This window comes from Pseudaquabacterium terrae, assembly GCF_013266755.1.
GTDB lineage: Bacteria > Pseudomonadota > Gammaproteobacteria > Burkholderiales > Burkholderiaceae_C > Pseudaquabacterium > Pseudaquabacterium terrae.
Genome location: NZ_JABRWJ010000007.1, coordinates 155,599 through 178,152, shown reverse-complemented (window position 1 = coordinate 178,152; position 22,554 = coordinate 155,599). Strand labels below are relative to the sequence as shown.

General features: G+C 69.9%; 16 protein-coding genes and 1 tRNA gene. 7 read left to right on the top strand and 10 right to left on the bottom strand.

Translation table 11 applies throughout. The features are described from left to right. Positions 1–59: 59 nt before the first annotated feature. Entirely contained in the window at positions 60–1,922 is a 1,863-nt protein-coding gene (locus tag HLB44_RS22915) for a type IV pilus assembly protein FimV (RefSeq protein ID WP_173127625.1), read from the top strand. A gap of 6 nt (positions 1,923–1,928) precedes the next feature. On the opposite strand, the gene HLB44_RS22910 is transcribed toward HLB44_RS22915, so the two are convergent. The 5 genes from HLB44_RS22910 to lptF are packed head-to-tail and all read right to left on the bottom strand — an operon-like array spanning position 1,929 to position 6,638. Then, entirely contained in the window at positions 1,929–3,080 is a 1,152-nt protein-coding gene (locus HLB44_RS22910) for a pyridoxal phosphate-dependent aminotransferase (protein WP_173127622.1), read from the bottom strand. Positions 3,081–3,089: 9 nt separating this feature from the next. Next, the gene (locus HLB44_RS22905; protein ID WP_173127619.1) at positions 3,090–4,034 is read right to left on the bottom strand and encodes a CysB family HTH-type transcriptional regulator; all 945 of its coding nucleotides are present in this window, start codon (positions 4,032–4,034) and stop codon (positions 3,090–3,092) included. Then, complete coding sequence (locus HLB44_RS22900) at positions 4,031–4,438, bottom strand: sirohydrochlorin chelatase (protein ID WP_173127615.1); 408 nt, start codon at positions 4,436–4,438, stop codon at positions 4,031–4,033. The genes HLB44_RS22905 and HLB44_RS22900 overlap by 4 nt, the downstream gene beginning before the upstream one ends. Next, positions 4,435–5,544: an LPS export ABC transporter permease LptG gene (gene lptG / locus HLB44_RS22895; protein ID WP_173127613.1), complete on the bottom strand. Its 1,110-nt coding sequence runs from the start codon at positions 5,542–5,544 to the stop codon at positions 4,435–4,437. The genes HLB44_RS22900 and lptG overlap by 4 nt, the downstream gene beginning before the upstream one ends. Then, entirely contained in the window at positions 5,541–6,638 is a 1,098-nt protein-coding gene (gene lptF / locus HLB44_RS22890; protein WP_343051492.1) for an LPS export ABC transporter permease LptF, read from the bottom strand. Before lptF ends, lptG begins: the two co-directional genes overlap by 4 nt. Before the next feature lie 24 nt (positions 6,639–6,662). Between lptF and HLB44_RS22885 the strand changes: the two genes are divergently transcribed. The 3 genes from HLB44_RS22885 (at position 6,663) to HLB44_RS22875 (ending at position 9,972) form a co-directional block, all read left to right on the top strand. Further along, positions 6,663–8,126 (top strand): leucyl aminopeptidase, encoded by a 1,464-nt coding sequence (locus HLB44_RS22885; protein ID WP_173127610.1) that lies wholly within the window; start codon positions 6,663–6,665, stop codon positions 8,124–8,126. A 10-nt stretch (positions 8,127–8,136) separates the two neighbouring features. Then, positions 8,137–8,613: a DNA polymerase III subunit chi gene (locus HLB44_RS22880; RefSeq protein WP_173127607.1), complete on the top strand. Its 477-nt coding sequence runs from the start codon at positions 8,137–8,139 to the stop codon at positions 8,611–8,613. A 231-nt stretch (positions 8,614–8,844) separates the two neighbouring features. Continuing rightward, positions 8,845–9,972 (top strand): branched-chain amino acid ABC transporter substrate-binding protein, encoded by a 1,128-nt coding sequence (locus HLB44_RS22875; RefSeq protein WP_173127604.1) that lies wholly within the window; start codon positions 8,845–8,847, stop codon positions 9,970–9,972. A gap of 55 nt (positions 9,973–10,027) precedes the next feature. Here HLB44_RS22875 and HLB44_RS22870 read toward each other — a convergent pair whose 3' ends face one another. Together HLB44_RS22870 and HLB44_RS22865 are read right to left on the bottom strand one after the other, a co-directional pair. Next, positions 10,028–11,659, bottom strand: a complete 1,632-nt coding sequence (locus HLB44_RS22870) for a sensor histidine kinase (RefSeq protein WP_173127601.1) — start codon at positions 11,657–11,659, stop codon at positions 10,028–10,030. 88 nt (positions 11,660–11,747) lie between these two features. Next, complete coding sequence (locus HLB44_RS22865) at positions 11,748–14,189, bottom strand: glycogen/starch/alpha-glucan phosphorylase (protein WP_173127597.1); 2,442 nt, start codon at positions 14,187–14,189, stop codon at positions 11,748–11,750. Between the two features lie 204 nt (positions 14,190–14,393). On the opposite strand from HLB44_RS22865, the gene glgC reads away from it, so the two are divergent. Together glgC and glgA are read left to right on the top strand one after the other, a co-directional pair. Then, complete coding sequence (gene glgC / locus HLB44_RS22860; RefSeq protein ID WP_173127595.1) at positions 14,394–15,665, top strand: glucose-1-phosphate adenylyltransferase; 1,272 nt, start codon at positions 14,394–14,396, stop codon at positions 15,663–15,665. Further along, positions 15,665–17,116, top strand: a complete 1,452-nt coding sequence (gene glgA / locus HLB44_RS22855) for a glycogen synthase GlgA (RefSeq protein WP_173127592.1) — start codon at positions 15,665–15,667, stop codon at positions 17,114–17,116. Before glgC ends, glgA begins: the two co-directional genes overlap by 1 nt. Before the next feature lie 18 nt (positions 17,117–17,134). Here glgA and HLB44_RS22850 read toward each other — a convergent pair whose 3' ends face one another. Further along, positions 17,135–21,016: a S8 family serine peptidase gene (locus tag HLB44_RS22850; RefSeq protein WP_173127589.1), complete on the bottom strand. Its 3,882-nt coding sequence runs from the start codon at positions 21,014–21,016 to the stop codon at positions 17,135–17,137. A 205-nt stretch (positions 21,017–21,221) separates the two neighbouring features. On the opposite strand from HLB44_RS22850, the gene HLB44_RS22845 reads away from it, so the two are divergent. Further along, positions 21,222–21,452, top strand: a complete 231-nt coding sequence (locus HLB44_RS22845) for a hypothetical protein (RefSeq protein WP_173127586.1) — start codon at positions 21,222–21,224, stop codon at positions 21,450–21,452. A 17-nt stretch (positions 21,453–21,469) separates the two neighbouring features. Here the strand turns inward: HLB44_RS22845 and HLB44_RS22840 are convergent. Continuing rightward, positions 21,470–21,560: transfer RNA gene (locus HLB44_RS22840), tRNA-Ser, on the bottom strand. Between the two features lie 51 nt (positions 21,561–21,611). After that, the gene (locus HLB44_RS22835) at positions 21,612–22,544 is read right to left on the bottom strand and encodes an SPFH domain-containing protein (protein ID WP_173127583.1); all 933 of its coding nucleotides are present in this window, start codon (positions 22,542–22,544) and stop codon (positions 21,612–21,614) included. Positions 22,545–22,554 lie beyond the last annotated feature (10 nt).

The window sequence follows — 22,554 nt, the reverse complement described above, 5'->3', positions numbered from 1 at the left end:
CATTGGTGCTAGAGTCGGTCGATTCCTTTGGCGTCCCAGCCCAGCGACGAAGCCGCGCAATGCACCTGATCCGATCGCTGGCGTTCGTGCTGTGCGGCCTGCTGTTGTCGACGGCCACGACGGCAGCACGGGCGATCGGCTTCGGCCCGCCGCCGAGCCAGGTGACGCTGGGCAGTCCGCTGAATTTCGCGCTGCCGCTGCGCATCGATCCCGCTGAGACGTTCGACGCCGCCTGCGTGCACGCCGAGGCCAGCTTCGGCGATCGCCGCGTCGCGCCTCACCACCTGCGCTGGATGATCGAAGCCGGCGCCGAGCCGCAGCAGCGGCTGCTGCGCGTGGTCTCGCTGGTCGCGGTCGACGAGCCGGTCGTGACGGTGCAGGTGAGCAGCACCTGCGGCACGCGCATCACGCGGCGCTTCACTGCCTTTGCGGATCCGCCGCTGCTCGGCGCGCAGGTGCCGAGCAGTGACGTCGCGCAAGGCGCGGTGAACGTGGCAGTGATGGCCGTGATGCCGGCCGTGAAGGCCGCATCCGCCGCCGCGCGTCCCACCCGCGCGCCCATGCTCAGCAAGGCGCCGGCCGAACGCCGCGCGAAGCAGCGCCCCAAGCCGGTCGCCCCCGCGGCCATGGCTGCCGCGCCGCGCCTGTCGCTCGAAGCCGCCGATCCCGAGCTGATCGCCAAGGCCGTCGCCGCGGCACTGGCCGAGCAGCAGGCCAGCGCCGTGCATGCGTCCGTGCAAAGCGCCGCGACGGCCGCCGCCGCTGCCTCGGCAACGGCGGCACGTGTGAGGAGCCTGGAAGAGCAGGTCGAGCGCCTGTCGGCCGACAGCCGCCAGCAGCGCGATCAACTGCAGCAGCTGCGCGCTCGCGCAGCCTCGGGCGACACCGCGGATCGCTGGATGCCGCCGCTGATCGTCGCGGTCGGCGCGCTGCTGCTGCTGGCCAGCTGGCTGGCGCTGCGGCTGCGCCAGGTGCGGCAGGAAGCGCAGGACAAGTGGTATGCGGATGCCGCCGCGGTGCTGGCCGACGTGCAGCCCGACCCGGTCGCCGAACCGGCGCCGCTGCATCGGTCCGCCGCTCCGCCGCCGGACCTGAGCCTGCCGATCGAGAACGCGCCCGCGTCGACGCTCGGCGTCAACGACCGCGAGCACCCGAGCGTCGCGCCGACGCTGCAGGCGCCGGTGACCGCCGAGCCGGCCTGGAACCAGACCAGCCCGCCGCCGCGTCCGGTGTCGGCCGAGGAACTGATCGACCTCGAGCAACAGGCGGAGTTCTTCAGCGTGCTCGGGCAAGAGGAGGCGGCGATCGACCTGCTGGTCGCGCACCTGCGCGACACCGGCGGCACCAGCCCGCTGCCGTACCTGAAGCTGCTGGAGATCCAGCGCCGCCTCGGCGACCGCGCGGCGCACGAGCGCACACGCTCGCGCTTCAACCAGCGCTTCAACGCTTATGCGCCGGACTGGGACACCGACCCGCAGCAGAGCCGCCTGCTGGAGGACTATCCGCGCGTGATCGCCCGGCTGCAGCGCGCGTGGCCGCAGCCGATCGATGCGATGGCCGAGCTCGAGACACTGCTGTTCCGCAAGGACGATGGCGAGCTCTTCGATCTGCCGGCCTACCGCGAGCTGCTGATCGTCTACGCGATCGCCCGCGAGCTGGCCGACGATGCGGCACCGTCGCGCATCGAGGTCGACCTGCTGCTGCCGCTCGATGCCGCCAGCGCCCGCATGAGCAACAGCGGCACGCTGTTCGATACCACCGCGCCGCTGCCGCATCTGTCCTTGATCGGCGAGACGACGATGGTGTTGACGCCGGGCTCCGTGATCGAGCGGCCGGCGCCGTTCCAGAGCGTCGACGTCGACTTGAGCGCACCGGCCGACGCACCGGCGCCCGTCGCTCGCGGCCGCCGCCTGCGGCGCTGAACCGGCCTACAGCGTCGACAGCCGATCGAGCGCGCTGCGCAGCGTCTCGTCGCGCTTGGCGTAGCAGAAGCGCACCAGCCCCTGGTCGCGGCCGTCGCCATAGAAGGCCGACAGCGGGATCGCCGCGACGCCGATCTCGGCCGTCAGCCAGCGGCAGAAATCGGTCTCGCCGAGCGAACTGATCGCGCTGTAGTCGACGCACTGGAAGTAGCTGCCTTCACTGGGCAGCAGGCGGAAGCGCGTGCCGCCCAAGCCGCTGCGGAACAGGTCGCGCTTGTGTTGATAGAAGGCCGGCAGCTCGCGGTACGGCGCCGGATCCGCCAAGTGGCGGGCCAGGCCGTGCTGCATCGGCGTGTTGACGGTGAAGACGTTGAACTGGTGCACCTTGCGGAACTCGGCCATCAGCGGCGCCGGCGCGGCGACGTAGCCGACCTTCCAGCCGGTGACGTGGTAGGTCTTGCCGAAGCTCGAGATCACGAAGCTGCGCGCGGCGAGCTCGGGCACCGTGGCCATGCTGGCATGCGCGACGCCGTCGTAGACCATGTGCTCGTAGACCTCGTCGCCGATGACCACCACCTCGGTCGGCCGCAGCAGCTCGGCCAACGCCTGCAGGTCGGACGCATGCCAGACCGTGCCGCTGGGGTTGTGCGGCGTGTTGACGATGATCGCCCGCGTGCGCGGCGTGAGCGCCGCGCCGATGGCCGCGAAGTCGGGCCGGAAGCTGCCTTCCGTCAAAGGCACGCGCACGGCCACGCCGCCGGCGAGCTCGATGTTCGGCACGTAGCTGTCGTAGCACGGGTCGAGCACGATCACCTCGTCGCCGGGACCGGTGATCGCCAGCACGGCAGTCAGGATCGCCTGCGTTGCGCCGGCGGTGATCGTGATCTCGCTGCCGGCGTCGTAGCGGTGGTGGTACAGCGCCGCGATCTTCGCCGCGATGCCGTCACGCAGTGCCGGCACGCCGATCATCGGCGGGTACTGGTTCAGGCCTTCGCGCATCGATTGCGACACCGCGTCGATGAGCCGCGGATCGCAATCGAAGTCCGGAAAGCCCTGGCCGAGGTTGACCGCGCCGTGCTCGGCGGCCAGCGCGGACATCACGGTGAAGATCGTCGTGCCGACGTTCGGCAGGCGGGTCGGTGGGTGGGGTGTCTTCATGGCTGGATTTCAGAGATCGTAGGAGTCGGCATCCCCACCCATCGCGCGCTCGATCAGCGGCCGCGTCAGGCGGTCCGACAGCAGCTCGGCGAAAGCGTAGACGAAGTGGCGCAGGTAGGCGCCGCGCTTGAAGGCGACGCGCGAGGTGTTGTTGCCGAACAGGTGGCCGACCGGCCGCCACGCCAGCTCGCCGCCGGGCGGGTCGTCGCGCACCGCCATCTCGGAGACGACGCCGACGCCGATGCCCAGCCGCACGTAGGTCTTGATCACGTCGGCATCGATCGCCTCGAGCGCGATGTTCGGTTTCAGCCGCGCGCGGTTGAAGGCGGCATCGATGCGCGAGCGGCCGCTGAAGGTCGGGTGGTAGGTCACCAGCGGCTCGGCGGCCAGCTGCTCCAGCGTCGGCCGCTCGACCTGCGCCAGCGGATGCTGCGCCGGCACCACCAGCACGTGCTGCCATTGGTAGCACGGCAGCGTCACCAGGCCCTCGACATCGGCCAGCGACTCGGTCGCAACGCCGATCTCGGCGACGTCGTCGGCCAGCATGCGCGCCACGTCGCCCGGGGTGCCCTGGTGCAGCACGACCTGCACCTTCGGCAGCTTGCGCCGCAGCTGCGCCACCGGCTCGGGCAGGAAGTAGCGGGCCTGCGAATGCGTCGTCGCGATCGACAGCGTGCCGGCGTCCTGCTTCGAGAACTCCTCGCCGATGCGCTTCAGGTTGGCGACCTCGCGCATGATGATCTCGATCGACTTCAGCACCAGCTGTCCGGGCTCGGTGACGCGGCGGATGCGCTTGCCGTGGCGCGCGAAGATGTCGACGCCGAGCTCTTCCTCGAGCTCGAGGATCGCCTTGCTGATGCCCGGCTGCGAGGTGTGCAGCGCCTTCGCGGTTTCGGTCAGGTTCAGGCCGCGGCGCACCGCTTCCTGCGCAAAGCGGAACTGGTGCAGGTTCATCGCGTGTTCAGCACGGGCAGGGTGGCGGCGTCGAGCGCGATCGCCGCCATCGCTTCGATCAGCGCCGCGGCTTCGCCCACCGCCGGATGCAGCAGCCAGCGCACCTTGGGCAGCTCGGCTTCGAGCTGCGCCAGCAGCACCGGCACGTCCTTGCGCACGTGGCCGCCGGCACCGAGAAACAGCGGCAGCACGTCGACGCTCTTGCAGCCTTCGGCCGCGAGCCGCTGGCCGGCCTCGATCAGGCCGGGTGCCATGAAGTCGAGGAAGGCCAGTTGCACCGGCATCGCGGGCCGCGCGGCGCGGCAGCGCGCGGCCACTGCCTCGAAGGGCCGCGCCCAGGCCGGATCACGCGCACCATGCGCAAACAGCAGCAGGCCGCGCGGGCCGCCTTCGACAACACTCATCGATACCTCACCAGCCACGCGAACGCGGCCATCGACAACAACAGGAAGAGAAGACTCGGTGCGGCGGCCACCAGCCACGGTGTCCATTGCTTCAGCACGCCCAGGTGCCCGGAGACGTTGTTCAGCAGCACGAAGCCGATGCCGAGCATGATGCCGCCGAAGACCTTGTAGCTGACCGCGCCCGAGCGCGCATGCAGGTAGGCGAAGGGCAGTGCCAGCGCGACCATCACGACGCAGGCCAGCGGATAGAAGGCCTTCTTCCAGAACTGGATCTCGTGGCGCTGCGTGGCCTGGTCCTGGTCGGTCAGGTGCGCGCTGTAGCGCCACAGCTCGACGGTCGACATCGTCTGCACCGGCAGCAGCGCGGCGGCGACGACGTTGGCATCCAGCGTCGAGCGCCACATCAGCTCGGCATGCGTTTGCATCGTCAGCCGCGCGTTGTCGCCGGCTTCGTCGGGCACCGGCCAATCGGTGCGCTGCACCTCGCGCAGCCGCCACTGGCCCTCGGCGCCGACGCTGCCGCTGCGCGCAGCGATCTGCGAACGCAGCCGGCCGTCGCCATCGAACTCGAAGATGCGGATGCCGTGCAGCTCGCCGCCCGCATCGATGCTGGCGACATTGACCGAGACGTTGCGCAGGCCTTGCGGGTCGCTGCGGCGCTCCTTCAGCCAGGCGCCGCCGCGGCCCGGCGCAACGCCGCCGCGGTGCTTCAGCAGAACCGCCTCGCGCTCGGTCCACGGCGACACGTAGTCGCCGACGACGAAGGTCAGCGCGGCGAAGACGACACCGGGCACCGCGAGCAGCGCCAGCGCCCGCCCGGGCCCCAGGCCGCCGGTGCGCAGGATCGTGAACTCCGACGACTGCGCGAGCCGCGCCATCGCGTAGATCGTGCCGATCAGCACCGCGATCGGGAACAGTTCGTAGAAGTGCCCCGGCAGCTCGAACAGCGAGCGCAGCATCGCGTAGCCGAGCGTGTAGCCGTCGCGGCCGATGCTGTCGAGCTCGTCGACGACGTCGATGAAGAAGAACAGTGACAGGAAGGCGATCGCGACGAAGGCGACCGACCACGCGATGTCGCGATACAGCAGCCTGCGCACCGTCTTCATGCCGCGGCCGCCTTGCGCGACGAGGGCCACAGCGTCGTGCCGTTGTCGCGCCACCAGACCAGCGCCAGCGCCAGCGCGAAGCCACCGCCGTGCAGCACGAGCATCACCGGCGCGAAGCCGAAGCGGCCGCCGGCGATCCAGGCCTGCGACAGGTTGATCAGGTTGAAGTAGACGATGAAGGCAAGCAGCGCGAAGAGCAGGTTCCAGTTGCTCGCGCGGCGCGGGTTCGTCGCCGCCAGGCCCAGGCCCAGCAGCAGCAGGTTCGCGGCGGCGAACAGCAGGCCGAAGCGCCACGCCAGCTCGCCCTGGTGGCGCGGCGTCGGGTCCTGGATCAGCGCCAGCGTCGCCAGCGTGCGCGGCGGCTTGGCGCTGGCTTCGCGCACCGAGCGCTCGTCGGCCAGCACGCGGTAGCTGTCGAAGGCCGCCAGCGTGCGTGTGCGCGCGGCCGTGTCGATCTCGTTGCGCTGGCCGTTCTCGAGGATCAGCATACGGTCGCCGTCGATGACCTCGAGCCGGCCGGTGCGCGCCGCGGTGACCGATTCCAGCGCCGCCTTGCGCATCAGGATGAAGACGTTGTGGCCGTCGCTGCCTTCATGGCTGGCGCGGTCGACGAAGAAGACCCGGTTGCCGTCGCGCGAGGTCTGGAACACGCCGGGCGCCACGCGCGACAGGTCGGAGCGCTGCTCGTAGCGCTGGCGCAGCTCGGTGCTGCTGCGGTTGCCCCAGGGCCAGACGAAGAGCAGCAGCACGCCGACCACCAGCAGCACCGGCCAGGCCATGCGCAGCACCGGCCGCGCGAAGCGCGCCAGGCCGACGCCCGACGAAAACCAGATCGCCATCTCGCTGTCGCGGTACATGCGGCCCAGCGACAGCACGACAGCGATGAACAGCGACAGCGTGATCATCGTCGGCAGGTGGCCGAGCGCCGAATAACCCAGCACCAGAACGACATCCTCGGGCGCGACGACGCCGCCCGCGGCCTGGCCGACGGTGCGGATCAGCATCATCGTGATCACGATCGTGAGCACGACGACCAGCGTCGCGCCGAAACTCCGCGCCAGCTCTCGGCGCACTGTCGAATCGAATAACATCATCGGCTCTTCATACTTGTACGAATTATGGACTTCCGTACTCAAGTGACCGCGCCCGGGGCCACGAGCCGCTTCAACGCGGACGCCTTGCTGATCGTGCTGGCCGGCGACAAGCTGCCCGCGGGATTGGATGAACCCCTGGCCAAGGCGATCGAGCAGGCCGTCGCACTCGACGACTATGCATTCAAGAGCGGCAAGCTCGCCTACCTGCGCGCGGTCGATGGCGTCAAGGCGCCGCGCGTGGCGGTGGCGCATGCGGCCAACGCGAGCGCGAAGGCGCTGAAGGCCGCCGCGGCCGCCGGCTTCGGCGCGCTCAAGGGGTTGGGCGTCAAGCATGTCGCGATCCAGCTGGCCGGCTTCGGCGAACTGCAGGGCGTGCATGCCGAGGCCGTGGCCGCCGCCGCCGGCGACGCGGTCTACCTCTACCGCACCACCAAGCCCAGCGCGCCGCCCGCACCGAAGCTCGAGAAGCTGACGCTGCTGGCCGGCACGAAGGCCGAGGGCAGCGCGCTCAACGGCGGCTTCGAGCGCGCCGCGGCGATCGTCGAGGGCGTGACGCTGGCGCGCGAGCTGGCCAATCGCCCGGGCAACCACTGCACGCCGACGATCCTCGCCAACGAAGCACGCAAGATGGCCAAGGCCAACGGCCTGCGCATCGAGGTGCTCGACAAGAAGGCGATCGAAGCGATCGGCATGGGCTCGTTCCTCGCCGTCGCGCAGGGCTCGGACGAGCCGCCGCGCTTCATCGTCATGCACTACCAGGGCGCCGCGAAGTCGGCCGCGCCGGTGGTGCTGGTCGGCAAGGGCATCACCTTCGACACCGGCGGCATCTCGCTCAAGCCCGGTGCCGAGATGGACGAGATGAAGTTCGACATGGGCGGCGCGGCCAGCGTGATCGGCACGATGCGCGCGATCGCGCAGCTCAAGCCCAAGCTCAACGTCGTCGGCATCGTTGCGGCCACCGAGAACATGCCGGGCGGCCGCGCGGTCAAGCCGGGCGACGTGGTGACCAGCCTGTCGGGCCAGACCATCGAGATCCTGAACACCGACGCCGAGGGCCGGCTGATCCTGTGCGATGCGCTGACCTACACCGAGCGCTTCAAGCCCGCGGTGGTCGTCGACATCGCGACGCTGACCGGCGCCTGCGTGATCGCGCTCGGCAACCACCGATCAGGCCTCTTCAGTGCCGACGACGCGCTGGCCGCCGAGCTGCTGGCCGCCGGCGATGCGGCGCTCGACCCGTGCTGGCGCATGCCGGTCGACGAGGACTACGACGAAGGGCTGAAGAGCAACTTCGCCGACATGGCCAACATCGGCGGCCGCGCCGGCGGTGCGATCACCGCGGCGATGTTCCTCAAGCGCTTCACTTCGAAGCTGCGCTGGGCGCACCTGGACATCGCCGGCACGGCATGGAAGTCCGGCGCCGCGAAGGGCGCGACCGGCCGGCCGGTCGGCCTGCTGACCCACTTCGTGCTCTCGCAGGTGAAGTGACCACGGAAAAGTGACCACGGAAGTCGCCTTCCACACCGGCCTTGCCGACAAGCCGGCTTATGCCTGCCGGCTGTTGCGCAAGGCCTGGCGCCAGGGTGCGCAGGTCGTCGTGACCGGTGCGCCCGAGGCGCTGAACCGGCTCGACGTGCTGCTGTGGACCTTCGAGCACGAGGAGTTCCTGCCGCATGCCCGGCTGCGCGCTGGCGCAGCGCCCGACCCGCTGCTGGAAGCGCGCACGCCGATCTGGCTGGCCGATGGCATCGAGGACTGGGCCGCGCCGCAGGTGCTGGTCAACCTCGGCCCCGGCATCGCGCCCGGGTTCGATCGCTTCGCGCGCGTGATCGATCTCGTCGGCAGCGACGACGAGGACGCGCGCTTTGGCCGGCAACGCTGGCGCGACTACCTCGCCGCCGGCTTCAAGCCGCAGCTCCACGATGCGGCTGCAGCATCCGCGGCACAAGTGCTTACCCGAAGTCAGGGCGACTGAGGTCGTCGCGCTGCCGGCGCGCCGCGTTGTGCAGCTCAGCCGCGGCGAGGCTTTTCCAGGCTTCGCGGCCGGCCACGGTGGGTTCTTCGGCACGAGGCTTGCGTCGGCACAGCTTCCCCGAGGATTCCCGATATGGGGTGTCTAGACAATTGGAGTAACGTTGCGCCCGTTGAGAAACACCCACCCCCTGGACGTTCCTAAAGTCTCAACATTCCATCCGGAGGTATCTGCATGCAATTCAAATTGAAGCTCCTCGTCGCCGCATCCGCAACCCTGTTCGCCGGCGTCTCGATGGCGCAGGATGTCCTGAAGATCGGCCACGTCGGCCCGGTCTCCGGCGCGCAAGCGCACTACGGCAAGGACAACGAGAACGGCGCCCGCATGGCCGTCGAGGATCTGAACGCCAAGGGCGTGACGATCGGCGGCAAGAAGTACAAGCTGGAGCTGGTGGCCGAAGACGATGCCGCCGATCCGAAGCAGGGCACCGCCGCGGCGCAGAAGCTGTGCGACGCCAAGGTCGCCGGCGTCGTCGGCCACCTGAACTCGGGCACGACGATTCCCGCGTCGACGGTCTACAACCAGTGCGGCATTCCCCACGTCACGCCGTCGGCGACGAACCCGAAGCTGACGCAGCAGGGCTACAAGACCACCTTCCGGCTGCTGGCCAACGACAACGCGCTCGGTGCCGGCCTGGCGCTGCACGCGTCGAACAACCTGAAGCTGAAGAAGATCGCGATCATCGATGACCGCACCGCCTACGGCCAGGGCGTTGCCGAGGTCTTCAAGAAGACCGCGCAGCAGAAGGGCATCACGATCGTCGACGAGCAGTTCACGACCGACAAGGCCACCGACTTCATGGCCATCCTGACGGCCATCAAGGCCAAGGCGCCGGACGGCATCTTCTACGGCGGCATGGACCCGCAAGCCGGCCCGATGCTGCGCCAGATGGAGCAGCTGGGTCTGGCGAACGTCAAGTTCTTCGGCGGCGACGGCATCTGCACGGCCAAGCTCGCCGAGCTGTCGGGCGGCGCCAAGACGCTGGGCAACGTGGTCTGCGCCGAGGGCGGTGCTTCGCTGGAGAAGATGCCCGGCGGCAAGGCCTGGAAGGACCGCTACGACAAGAAGTACCCGAACCAGTTCCAGGTCTACTCGCCGTACACCTACGACGCGGTTCACGTGCTGGTCGATGCGATGCAGCGTGCCAAGTCGATCGACCCGAAGGTCTACACCCCCCTGATCGGCGCGGCCAATCTGCAGGGCGTGACGACCAAGATCGGTTTCGAGGCCGATGGCGAGCTGAAGAACCCGGCGATGACGCTGTACAGCTACAAGGACGGCAAGAAGGTCCCGCTGAACTGATCGTTCGGTTCACGCAAGCAACACGAAGGGGCGCCGCTGGCGCCCCTTTTGCCTGTTAGGCCCCGGTGACCGTTTCGGCCGCGGCCTGCTGCACCGGCAGCAGCAGCTCGAAGCTGAAGTGGCTGCCCTGTCCCGGTGTGCTGTGCACCTCGATGCGCCCGTGCATCAGCTCGACGAGCTGCCGGCTGATCGCCAGCCCGAGCCCGGCGCCGCCGTAACGGCGCTGCACGCCGGCGCCTTGTTCGAACGCGCGGAAGATCGTCTCCAGCTGCGCCGGCGCGATGCCGATACCGGTGTCGATCACCGAAAAGCGCAGCCGGGCGTCGGCGTTGCCGGCGACGGCATCGTCGAGCCGCTCGACGCGCAAGGTCACGCTGCCGCGCGCGCTGAACTTCACCGCATTGCCCAGCAGGTTCAACAGCACCTGCTCGATGCGCCGGCCGTCGGCGCGCACCTCGCAGGGCAGTGCACCGACGGTCTCGAATCGGTAGACCAGCGCCTTGCCCTCGGCATGGACCCGGATGATGTCGTTGACCGCGTCCAGCAGGGCGGGCAGGTTCACGCTGTCCAGGTCGAGCTCGACCTTGCCCGATTCGATGCGCGCCAGGTCCAGCACGCCGTTGATCAGCGACAGCAGATGCTCGCCGCTGCGCACGATCGTCGCCAGGCCGGCGGCCGCGCGCGCGCTCAGGCCCGGCTCGAGCTGAAGGATCTGCGCATAACCGAGCACCGCGTTCAAGGGCGTGCGCAGCTCATGGCTCATGTTGGCCAGGAAGGTGGTCTTGGCCTGGTTCGCGACCTCGGCGGCTTCACGCGCGCGCTGCGCATCGGTGAACAGCGACTCGATGCCGCCGATCAGCCGGCCGATCTCGTCGAGCCGGTGCTGCGGCGGTTGCACGCTGTGGTCACCGGCGGCCATGCGTTCGAGCACTTGCACCGTTGCGCCGAGCGGCTGCGTGACGACGCGCCGCATCAGCAGCACCAGCGTCGCGCCGAGCGCACCGAAGCCGCCGATCACCAGCGCGGCCATCGCCAGTGCCGCCTGGTCGATGTTCGCGGCGACCTCGTCGACCGGCACGATGACCTCGACGATGCCGCGCACGTCGCCGAGCTTCCAGTCGCGCCTGGGCGATGCCGGATGGCTGTTGTGGCAGGCGACGCAGCCGGCGGACATCGTGTCGGCCACCATGTAGCGCACCGAGAGCCGGCCCCTGTAGTCCTCGACCCGGTGCACCGGTTGCTTCGGATTGCGCTCCAGCTCGGCGAGCGCCTGCGACTCGACGGCATCGAGCCGCTGATGCGGCACCCGGTTCGGGAACGGATGGTTCGACAACAGGCGGATGTGGGTGCCGGGATGCTCGCGGGCAACGCTCTCGCCCAGCGTCTTGACCAGCGTGGCAGGCAGCGGCAGCGTGTGCTCGCGGTGTTCAAAATCCCAGTCGATCTCCATGCCGGCCCGGCGCGCACGGCTGACGACCTCGGCGGTGTAGAAGGCGCGCAGCGTCAGGATCTGGTGAGCAACTGTCCGGCCGGTGTTGATGCCGACCTGCTCGGTCGTCTGGCGCCGGCTGTGGGCCACCAGCGCGAGGATGCTGCCGGCGACCAGCACGCCGGCCAGCGCGATCGGCAGCAGCAGTTGCCAGGCGACCGTGCGCGGTAGCGGTGGACCGGTCGTGCGACCGTACATCGATGCAACCCCAACGAAGCCCGGTCAGTGTGGCAACAGCAGGGCCCCGGGGCAAGCGCTGTTTCCACTCGCACCCGAGCGCGGGTGTTCAACTGCGCACCGGCAGGCTCCAGATGCGCTCGGCGTACTCGCCGATCGTGCGGTCGGCAGAGAACGGCCCCATGCCGGCGATGTTCAGGATCGCCTTGCGAGCCCAGGCCGCGGGGTCGGCATAGAGCGCGTCGACGCGGCCCTGGGTGGCGACGTAGTCCTCGTAGTCGGCCAGCAGCAGGTAGTGGTCGCCGCCCCAGAGCAGCGAATCGACCAGGTCGCGGTACCGCGTCGGCTCGTCGGGCGAGAACGCGCCGGCGGCGATCGAATCGAGCACGCCCTTCAGTTGCGGGTTGCTCTCGTACAGCCGCAGTGGCTGGTAGCCGGCGGCGCGCATCGCCGCGACCTCGTGCGTGCGCTTGCCGAAGATGAAGATGTTCGAGTCGCCGACGGCCTGGCGGATCTCGATGTTGGCGCCGTCGTCGGTGCCGATCGTCAGGGCGCCGTTGAGCGCCAGCTTCATGTTGCCGGTACCGGAGGCTTCGGTGCCGGCGGTCGAGATCTGCTCGGACAGGTCGGCGCCCGGCATGATCAGCTCGGCCGCGGCCACGCCGTAGTTCGGCACGAACACGACCTTCAGCCGGCCACCGATGCGCGCATCGTCGTTGACGACGGCGCCGACGTCGTGGATCAGCCGGATGATCTGCTTGGCGCGGTGGTAGCTCGACGCCGCCTTGCCGGCGAAGATCACCGTGCGCGGCTGCCAGGCGGCGTGCGGCTGCGCCAGGATGGCGCGGTAGCGCGTCACCGCGTGCAGCAGGTTGAGCAGCTGGCGCTTGTACTCGTGGATGCGCTTGACCTGCACGTCGAAGAGCGAGGCCGGGTCGACGTCGATACCGGTCTCGCGGTCGATCAGCGCCGCCAGGCGCGCCTTGTTCTGCCGCTTGGCCGCCATCACATCGGCCTGCAGCGCCGGATCGCCGGCGTGCTCGGCCAGGCGCCGCAGCTCACCGAGGTCGCGCCGCCAGGCCGGCCCGAGCCGCGCATCGAGCACGCCCGACAGTCCCCGGTTGGCCTGCGCCAGCCAGCGCCGCGGCGTGACGCCGTTGGTCACGTTGCAGAAGCGCCCCGGCCACAGGTTGGCGAAGTCCGCGAAGATCGTGTGCACCAGCAGGTCGCTGTGCAGCGCCGAGACGCCATTGACCTGGTGGCTGCCGACAACGGCCAGGTGCGCCATGCGCACGCGGCGCTCGCCGTGCTCGTCGATCAACGAGATCCGGCGCAGGAAGTCGGCGTCACCCGGACGCTGCGCACCGGCTTCGAGCAGGAAGTCGTGGTTGATGCGGAAGATGATCTCGAGGTGCCGCGGCAGCACCTGCTGCATCAGCGCGACGCTCCAGGTCTCCAGCGCTTCGGGCATCAGCGTGTGGTTGGTGTAGCTGAAGATGCGCCGCGTCATGGCCCAGGCGGGCGCCCAGCTGAAGCCCTGCTCGTCGACCAGCAGCCGCATCAGCTCGGCGACGCCGATCGCCGGATGCGTGTCGTTCAAGTGGATCGCGACGTGCTCGGCGAGGTTCGCGAGCCGCCCGTGCTCGGCCAGGTGGCGCGCGACGATGTCCTGCAGCGACGCCGAGGTGAAGAAGTATTCCTGGCGCAGCCGCAGCTCGCGGCCGGCCGGCGTGCTGTCGTTCGGGTACAGCACCCAGGAGATGTTCTCGTACTCGTTCTTGAACTCGGCGGCGCGCGCGTAGTCGCCGCTGTTGAAGGCATGCAGGTCGATGTGCGCCGGCGCGGCGGCCTTCCACAGCCGCAGCGTCGCGACCCGGTCGGTCGCGTGGCCGGGCACCACGTGGTCGTAGGCCTTGGCCATGACTTCACCGGCGTGGCGCCAGATCGGCGGCACGTCGGGCGCCTCGGCGCGCTCGACCCAGCCGCCGAAGCGCACGCGGTGCGTGGTCTCGGGCCGCGGAAACTCCCACGGCGTGCCGTCGGCCAGCCACGGGTCGGGGTACTCGACCTGGCGCCCGCCGTGGATCTCCTGCGCGAACATGCCGAACTCGTAGCGGATGCCGTAGCCGAAGGACGGCAGCCCGAGCGTGGCCATCGAATCGAGAAAGCAGGCCGCCAGCCGCCCGAGGCCGCCGTTGCCGAGCGCCGCATCGGGCTCCTGCGCCTGCAGGTCTTCCAGCGTGCGGGCATGCGTCGCGACACTTTCCGCAGCCGGCCCCTCGAGCCCCAACGCCGCCACCGCGTTGCCCAGGCTGCGACCGATCAGGAACTCCATCGACAGGTAGTACACGCGCCGCGCCTTGGCGACGCCGTCGGCCTGCTCGCCGGCGACCCAGCGCCGCGACAGCTCGGCGCGCGCCACCTGCGACAGCGCCTGCGACAGCGCGCCCGTCGAGGCCTGCGCCGGCACGACGCCGACGGTGTCGAGCAGGTGCCGGTCGAGGCGCTCGGGCAGCGGCGGATCGGTCGGGAGCGCGAGCTTCGAAGCCATGGCGAGTCCTCGTGATGAACGCACAGGCGCGACCGGGGGCGGTCGCGGAGCGAATTGCATTATTCATGGCCTGCGCCCCGGCGACGAGGGCCATTCGCCGTGGCACCATCGCAGGACCCCGTCGCCGCCGGGCCGCCCCAAGGCGACGACGCCCCCTCGGGGGGCCGACGCCGCAGGCGTCTCGGGGGCAAATGGAGAACGACGATGCCGACCCGCGAACTGGCCTCCAGCCTCGACCTTCCGAAGCGCGCCGTCGCGCTGGTGCTGGCCGGTGGCCGCGGCAGCCGCCTCAGGTCACTGACCGACCGCCGCGCCAAGCCGGCCGTGTACTTCGGCGGCAAGTTCCGGCTGGTCGACTTTCCGCTGTCGAACTGCCTCAATTCCGGCATCCGCCGCATCGGCGTCATCACGCAGTACAAGAGCCACAGCCTGCTGCGCCACCTGCAGCGCGGCTGGGCTTTCCTGAAGAGCGAGATGAACGAGTTCGTCGACCTGCTGCCGGCGCAGCAGCGCATCGACGAGGAGCACTGGTACCGCGGCACCGCCGACGCGGTCTACCAGAACCAGGACATCCTCGCCGCCTACGGTGCCGACTACATCGTCGTGCTCGCCGGTGACCACATCTACAAGATGAACTACGCGCTGCTGCTGGCCGACCATGTCGCACAAGGCCGCGAATGCACGGTGGCCTGCATCGAGGTGCCGCGCGAGGAGGCGCGCGACTTCGGCGTGATGGCGATCGACGCCAAGCGGCGCATCGTCGACTTCCTCGAAAAGCCGGCCGATCCGCCGGCCATGCCCGGCAAGCCCGACCGCGCGCTCGCCAGCATGGGCATCTACGTGTTCAATGCGCGTTATCTGTACAAGGAGCTCGAGCGCGACATGAGCGACCTGGCGTCGAGCCACGACTTCGGCAAGGACATCATTCCGGCGGCAGTGAAGAATGGCTGCGCGGTGGCCCACCCCTTCGAGCTCAGCGCGGTGAACCCGAAGCCCGGCACGCAGCCGTACTGGCGCGACGTCGGCACGATCGACGCGTACTGGGATGCCAACATCGACCTGACCGCCACCGTGCCCGAGCTCGACCTGTACGACACGCGCTGGCCGATCTGGACCTACCAGCCGCAGCTGCCGCCGGCGAAGTTCGTGCACAACGAGGAGAACCGGCGCGGCATGGCGATCGAATCGCTGGTGGCCGGCGGCTGCATCGTCTCGGGCCACGCCTACCGCAGCCTGATGTTCTCCAATGTACGCGTCCATTCGCACTCCGAGGTCGACTGGTCGGTGCTGCTGCCCGGCGCGGTGGTCGGCCGTGGCGCCAAGCTCAACCGGGTGATCGTCGACCGCGGCTGCGCGATTCCGGATGGGCTGGTGGTCGGCCAGGATCCCGAGGCCGACGCGCGCCACTTCTACCGCAGCGAGCACGGCATCACGCTGGTGACGCGTTCGATGCTCGACGCGATGGTGGCCGGCTGATGCGGGTGCTGCACGTCGCCGCGGAGATCTACCCGCTGGTCAAGACGGGCGGCCTGGCCGATGTCGTCGCGGCGCTGCCGCCGGCGCTGGCCGCCGCCGGCGCCGACGTCCGGCTGCTGCTGCCGGGGCTGCCGCCGATCCTCGATGCGGTGCAGTCGGCGCGCCCGGTGATCGACATCGGGCCGGCCTTCGGCGCGTTGCGCGCGCGCCTGCTGCTGGGGCGCATGCCGGGCAGCCAGCTGCCGGTCTACATCGTCGAGGCACCGCACCTGTACAAGCGCGCGGGCGGTCCGTACCAGGCGCCGGACGGCAGCGAGTGGCCCGACAACCTGCGCCGCTTCGCGCTGCTCGGCTGGGTGGCCGCGCACCTGGCGGCCGAAGACGCCGATGCCGCCTGGGTGCCCGAAATCGTGCACGCGCACGACTGGCACGCGGCGATGGCCTGTGCCTACATCGCCGACCACCTGCCGACGGCCGCGGCCACCGTCTTCACGGTGCACAACATGGCCTTCCAGGGGCTGTTCCCGCACCACGACTGGGCGCTGCTCGGCCTGTCGTCGCGCTTCATGTCACCGGCGGGGCTCGAGTTCCACGGCCAGCTGTCGTTCATGAAGGCGGGGCTGAAGTTCGCCGACCGCGTCACCACCGTCAGCCCGAACTACGCCCGCGAGATCTCGACGCACGAGTTCGGCTTCGGGCTCGACGGCGTGATCCGCGGCCGCGGCAGCGAGGTCAGCGGCATCCTCAACGGCATCGACGACAAGGTCTGGAACCCGGCGACGGATGCAGCGCTGGCCGAGCGCTACGACGCCGAGCGGCTCGAAGGCAAGCGCAGTGGCCGCCGCGCGCTGCAGCGGCAGATGGGGCTCGAGGTCGACGACGACGCGCTGCTGGTGGCCGTCGTCAGCCGCCTGACCTCGCAGAAGGGGCTCGACCTGGTGCTCGGCGCGCTGCCGGCGCTGGTGCCGGCGGGCGTGCAGATCGCCGTGCAGGGCACCGGCGAGCCGGCGCTCGAAGCCGCCTTCCGGATGGCCGAGCAGATGCACCCGGGCCGCGTGCGCGCGCACATCGGCTACGACGAGGCGCGCGCGCACCAGCTGATCGCCGGGGCCGATGCGATCGCCGTGCCGTCGCGCTTCGAGCCGTGCGGGCTGACGCAGATGTACGGCCTGCGCTACGGCACCGTGCCGATCGTGCGCCGGGTCGGCGGGCTGGCCGACACGGTCACGGACGGCGCGACCGGCTTCGTCTTCGACGCCGCCAGCACCGCGGCCTTCGAAGCCGCGGTGCGGCGTGCGCTCGCCGCGCGCAGCGATGCCGAGGCCTGGACCGCGATGATGCGGCGCGGCATGGCGCAGGATCTGTCCTGGGACCACGCCGCGCGCGACTACCTCGCGTTGTACGCGGCCGCGCAGCAGGCGCGCGCAGCGACGCCGCGGCTGGCGGGTTGAACCGACACCCCCGCCGCGTCAGCCGGCGGAGGGCAGGTAGGCCAACCCGCTGTCGGCGAGTCCGGTCAGCTCGACGCTGTTGGTATTGATGTCGGCGCGGCAGGCCAGCGCCGCGAGCTCGGCCTGGCTGTAGGCGCCGCTGTCGAGCAGCCCGACGTACAGCGCCAGCTCGGCTGCCGGGGCCTCGATGCCGACGACGTTGCGATACACCAGGCGCACGAAGTCGGTGTTCGAGCGCGAGCCGGCGAGCTGCACGAAGGTGTCGGTGCCGAGCGCAGCGGCGACCAGCGTGTCGTAGCGCATGCCACCGTCGAGCAATTCGATCCCGATGCCGGCGTAGGTCCGGTTCGTCAGGCTCGACGCGCCGAACACGGCGCGCAGGATCTGCGCGGTTTCGCCGGCATGGCCGTCGCGGCCGGTGTCGAGCGCCAGCGAGACGTCGCCGAATCCGATGCGCTCGATGCCGAGCAGCGCGTCGCGGCCGTCGCTGCCCTGGTTGTCGGCCACGCGCCAGCCGCTCGCTTCGTGCGTCAGCGTGTACGCAGCGCGCAGGCCGCTGTAGCGCGCCAGGTCGATGCCGGCGCCGCCGTCGAGCTGGTCGTCGCCGCCGCGGCCGATCAGCTCGTCGTCGCCGCGCATGCCTCGCAGCGTGTTCGCCAGCGCATTGCCCAGCAGCGCATCGTCGCCGTCGCCGCCGAGGGCGGTCTCGATCTGGGTGCCGGCGGCGATGGTCAGGGCCTGGCCGTCGAGCCGGCTCCTGGCGCCGGGGTTCAGGTCGATCCGGCTGTCCGAGCTGATCGCCGCGGCGTTGAGCGTGTCGCTGCCTTCCGCGTCGGACAGCAGCGCACGCGCCGGCTGGGCGGCGGCCGATTCGCCGAACTCGTCGGTGTAGACATGCACGTCGTCGGCGCCGTCGGCATGGCCGATCAGCTTCAGCGTCCATGAGCGCAGCGTGCCGACATCGGCCGCGGCGTTGTCGAAAACCGTCAGGCTCCAGCGGCCGAGCGAGGATTCGCCGAGACTGAGCACGCTGGTGAAGGTGAACTTCACATCGGCCTGGTCGGTGCCATAGGGCGACTCGTCGGCCTGCGCCGGCCGCGACAGGATCCAGCTCTCGGTGCCCGACGGCGAGACCAGCTGCAGCGACAGGTCGCCGACATAGCTGTGCTCGATGTCGCAGCTGACCTCGATGCGCTCGACGACCAGGCGCTGCGTGACCTCGACCGACTGCGTCACCGACGACCTGCCGTCCGGGATCGCCGCCGGCACGTTCCGCCCGACGCTGACTTCGACCGCGTTGGCCGCCGTGGCCGGCAGGGCGCGCCAGGTCTCGGCCAGCCGCACCGCGCCGTGCGCATCGACGAGGCCGAAACCGAGCTCGTGCTGTTGCGCGTCGTAGTGCAGGCCGCCGCCGTTCCATCCGGAGGCGCCGTTGCTGCGCCAGTCGTTGTGCGGCGCATCGGTGATGCGCGCGCTCAGCGCCAGGATCTCCTGGACATCGCGATAGCCGAGCTGCGGGTTGGCCTGCAGCATCAGCGCGACGACGCCGGACACCACGGGCGCCGAGAACGACGTGCCGGCGATGCTGACGTGATCGCCGCCGTCATAGCCGGAACGCCCGCTGCGGTCGGTCGTCAGGATGTCGCCCGCACCGCCGCTGCCGTCGCCGCCCGGCGCTGCAACGAGGATCGACGCGCCGGGCGACGAATAGCCGGCCGCCGTGCCGTGGTAGTCGGTCGCCGCGACGGTGATCACGTAGCGGCTGTTCTGGAAGCTGTGCAGGTTGGTGTCGTCACCGTACTCGAAGCTGTTGCCGGCCGACTGCACGACGATCGTGCCCAGGCCGCCGCGGCCTTCCTCGGCCAGCCTGCGCAACGCCGAACCGCTGCCGGCGAAGGCCGGGTCGTCGAAATTGTCGAAGAAGGCCCAGGGCGCATCGAGGTAGTACTGCGGCGCGAAGCCCCAGCTGTTGTTGAGCACGTCGAGGCCGAGCGCGTAGTTGAAGGCGTTCTCGATCTCGGTGAGCGTCGAGTCGGCCTCCAGCGCCGAGTAGAGCGACACCAGGTCGGCGCCGTAGGCGATGCCGACGGCGCCGCTGCCATCGCGCTCGGCGGCGATGACGCCGGCGACCGCGGTGCCGTGGTTGTCCCAGCTCGACACGGGCTGGCCTCCGGGCTGGAGGTCTGCGGCGCGGCGGCCGCGCGCCTGGTCGACATTGCCCGCCAGGTCCGCGTGGTTGGCGTCGATGCCCTGGTCGAAGACCCCGACGCGCACGCCGCGGCCATCGTATTCAGGCCACAGCGCAAGCACATTGACGCCGCTGTCCGGATACAGGTGCCACTGCCGCGCCAGCAGCGGGTCGGAGGGCAGGGCCGCGAACGGGCTGTCGTCGTCGACGATGACGGCCTCGGCGCTGGCCTCGCCGATCGTTGCGCCGATCGCGCGCGTCAGCGTCAACGTGAACACCTCGTCCGGTTCGAACGCGGCGTCGTCGGTGATCGGCAGGTCGACGACGATGCGGGTCTGGCCGGGCGCGAAGGTCAGCGCACGGGATCCACCGACCAGGTCGGTGCCGGGCACTGCCGTTCCGTCGCCGCTCATATCGAGCGTTACCGAGACGGGCTGCGTGGAGGCCTCGCTCAGCGTCACTTCGACGCGCAGCGCGCCGTCCGCTTCGCCGGCGCGGACCGGTTCGGCCAGCCACAGCTCGAGGTCGTGGCGGGTGCGGAAGCCGTGGTCCTGGTGCGCAGCGTTCGGGTTGCCTTCCCGATCGAGCACCGTGCCGGCACCGAGGTCGAGGAAATAGGCCGTGTCGCGCTTCAACGCCTGCACCGGATCGATGCGCAGATGGCTGCCGTCGAATGACAGCTGCGGACTGGTCGCGGCGTCGAAACGGGCGACGATGGCGCCGGCGCCGTCGCGCAGCACGATGCTGCCGCTGCCGCGCTGGATCGGCTCGTTGAAGGTCAGCACCAGGTCGCTGCCGACACGCACGTCGGGCGTGCCATTGGCGGGGCTGAAGTGCACCGGCGTCGGTGCCGAGCGAGTGGTGAACTGCGAGGCGAGGACCATGTCGGTGCCGAAGAACAGCACCTCGACGTCACGCAGGCGGTCGGTGCCGTCGAGATCCGAGGACACCGTCAGCCAGCCGGTCACCGGGTCATGCGTGATGTCGACCGTGTCCAGCGACGAGGCGAAACCGGCATAGTCTTCCCAGCCGCCGCCGTCGATCGTGTCGTCGCCGAAGGACCCGATGAAGAGGTTTCTGTCGCTGGAGCCGATCAGCGTATCGTCGAAGAACGAGCCGAACACGTCCTCGATGGACGACAGCGTGTCGTGGCCGTCGGCGCCACGGGCCTCGCCGCGGGCCAGGTCGACGACGACGGCGCCGGGTGCGAAGCTGTAGTCCGCGAAGTCGGAGCCGAGGCCGCCGACGAGCGTGTCATCGCCTTCACCGCCGGCGAGCGAGTCGTCGCCCGCGCCGCCGTCGAGGTGATCGGCGCCGGGACCGCCATACAGCTCGTTGTCGCCTGCACCACCGAGCAGCCGATCGTCGAAGCTCGAGCCCCATGCGTTCTCGATCGAGATCAGGCGGTCGTTGCCGGCGCCGCCGCTGGCGCTGCCGGCGCCGAGATCGACCACCACGCCGGCGACGGCGTCGCTGTAGAAGCTGCTGTCGGAGCCACTGCCACCATCGAGGAGATCGTCGCCGCCGAATCCCTGCAGCAGGTCGTCGCCGTCGCGGCCGTTGAGCGTGTCGTCGGCCTGGGTTCCGTACAGGTCGTCGGCGTCCGTGGTGCCGTCGAACAAGGCGTTCGGGCCGAAGCGAAAACGCAATCCACCCGACAACGGCCGCAGCGCCGCCTCGGCCGCGGCGCGGCCGTTCATTTCATCGATCATTCTGGAGTCCTCCCTCGCACGAAAAGCCGGCGCCGCGACGCGGTCATTCCGGCCAGCGCGCAGTCTATCGAAGGCCGCTCGCGTGAACGGGTGCACCCCTCATTCGGAGGTCCGGCCCGCGCGGTGCGGCGCCGTTTCGATTTGTGGCGCGATTGCGCCGCTGGACGCGCATACTGGACGTCCATTGACCCCCCAGGGGCGAGCCATGAAGAAGCAGACCTACACCATCGACATCCCGCTGCCCGAAGGCGGGATCGACCACCGCGTCGTCGTCTGCGCCGATGTCGCCAAGGCCACCGGCATGACGCGGCGCAACGCGGACGGCAAATTGGAAGAATCGTGGGAAGTGCGCGTGAATGACGAGAACGGGCAGCCGGCCGGCAGCCTGATGTTCTGGTTCCTGGTGCGCGGTGCCACGGCAACGGCCGTGGCTTGAGGTGACGGCAGACGCCGTGGCGGAGGGAGCGGGATTCGAACCCGCGGTGGGCTGTTAACCCACACACGCTTTCCAGGCGTGCGACTTAAACCGCTCATCCATCCCTCCGCAGGGATGTGCTGCCCCTCCCGGGAAGCAAGCCCAGGATTCTAGCTCGGCTCAGGGCCGCGCCGCAGGGGCGGCGGGGCCGCCGCGCTGCATCACCGCCATCGCGGTGGCGATCAGGCCGGAGACCTCGGTCATGTTGCCCGGCACGATCATCGTGTTGTTGGTCTTCGCCAGGTGCGCGTAGGCGTCGATCGCCTTCTCGGCGACCTTCAGCTGCACGGCCTGGTTGCCGCCCGGCTGCTCGATCGCCGCGGCGATCTTGCGGATCGCGTCGGCGGTGGCATCGGCCACCGCGGTGATCGCGGCGGCCTCGCCGAGCGCCTTGTTGATCTCGGCCTGCTTCTCGCCTTCGGAGCGCGCGATCGAGGCCTCGCGTTCGCCGGTGGCGATGTTGATCTGCTCCTGGCGCCGGCCCTCGCTGGCGGCGATCAGTGCGCGCTTCTCGCGCTCGGCGGTGATCTGCGCCTGCATCGAGCGCAGGATTTCGGCCGGCGGCGTCAGATCCTTGATCTCGTAGCGCAGCACCTTGACGCCCCAGTTCAGCGCCGCCTCGTCGAGCGAGGCGACGACGCCGGAGTTGATCTGGCTGCGCTCCTCGAAGGTGCGGTCGAGCTCCATGCGGCCGATCACGCTGCGCAGCGTGGTCTGCGCGAGCTGCGTGATGGCGACGATGTAGTTCGACGAACCGTAGCTCGCGCGCATCGGGTCGGTGACCTGGAAGTACAGGATGCCGTCGACGGTGAGCTGCGTGTTGTCCTTCGTGATGCAGACCTGGCTCGGCACGTCGAGCGGGATCTCCTTGAGCGAATGGCGGTAGGCCAGCCGGTCGACGAAGGGGACCAGGAAGTTCAACCCCGGCGTCAGCGTCGCGTGGTACTTGCCGAGCCGTTCGACGACCCAGGCGTTCTGCTGCGGCACGACCTTGATCGAGCGGACGACGAAGATCGCCGCGATGACGAGGAAGACGAGGGCGATGAGTTCCATGCAGGGGCTC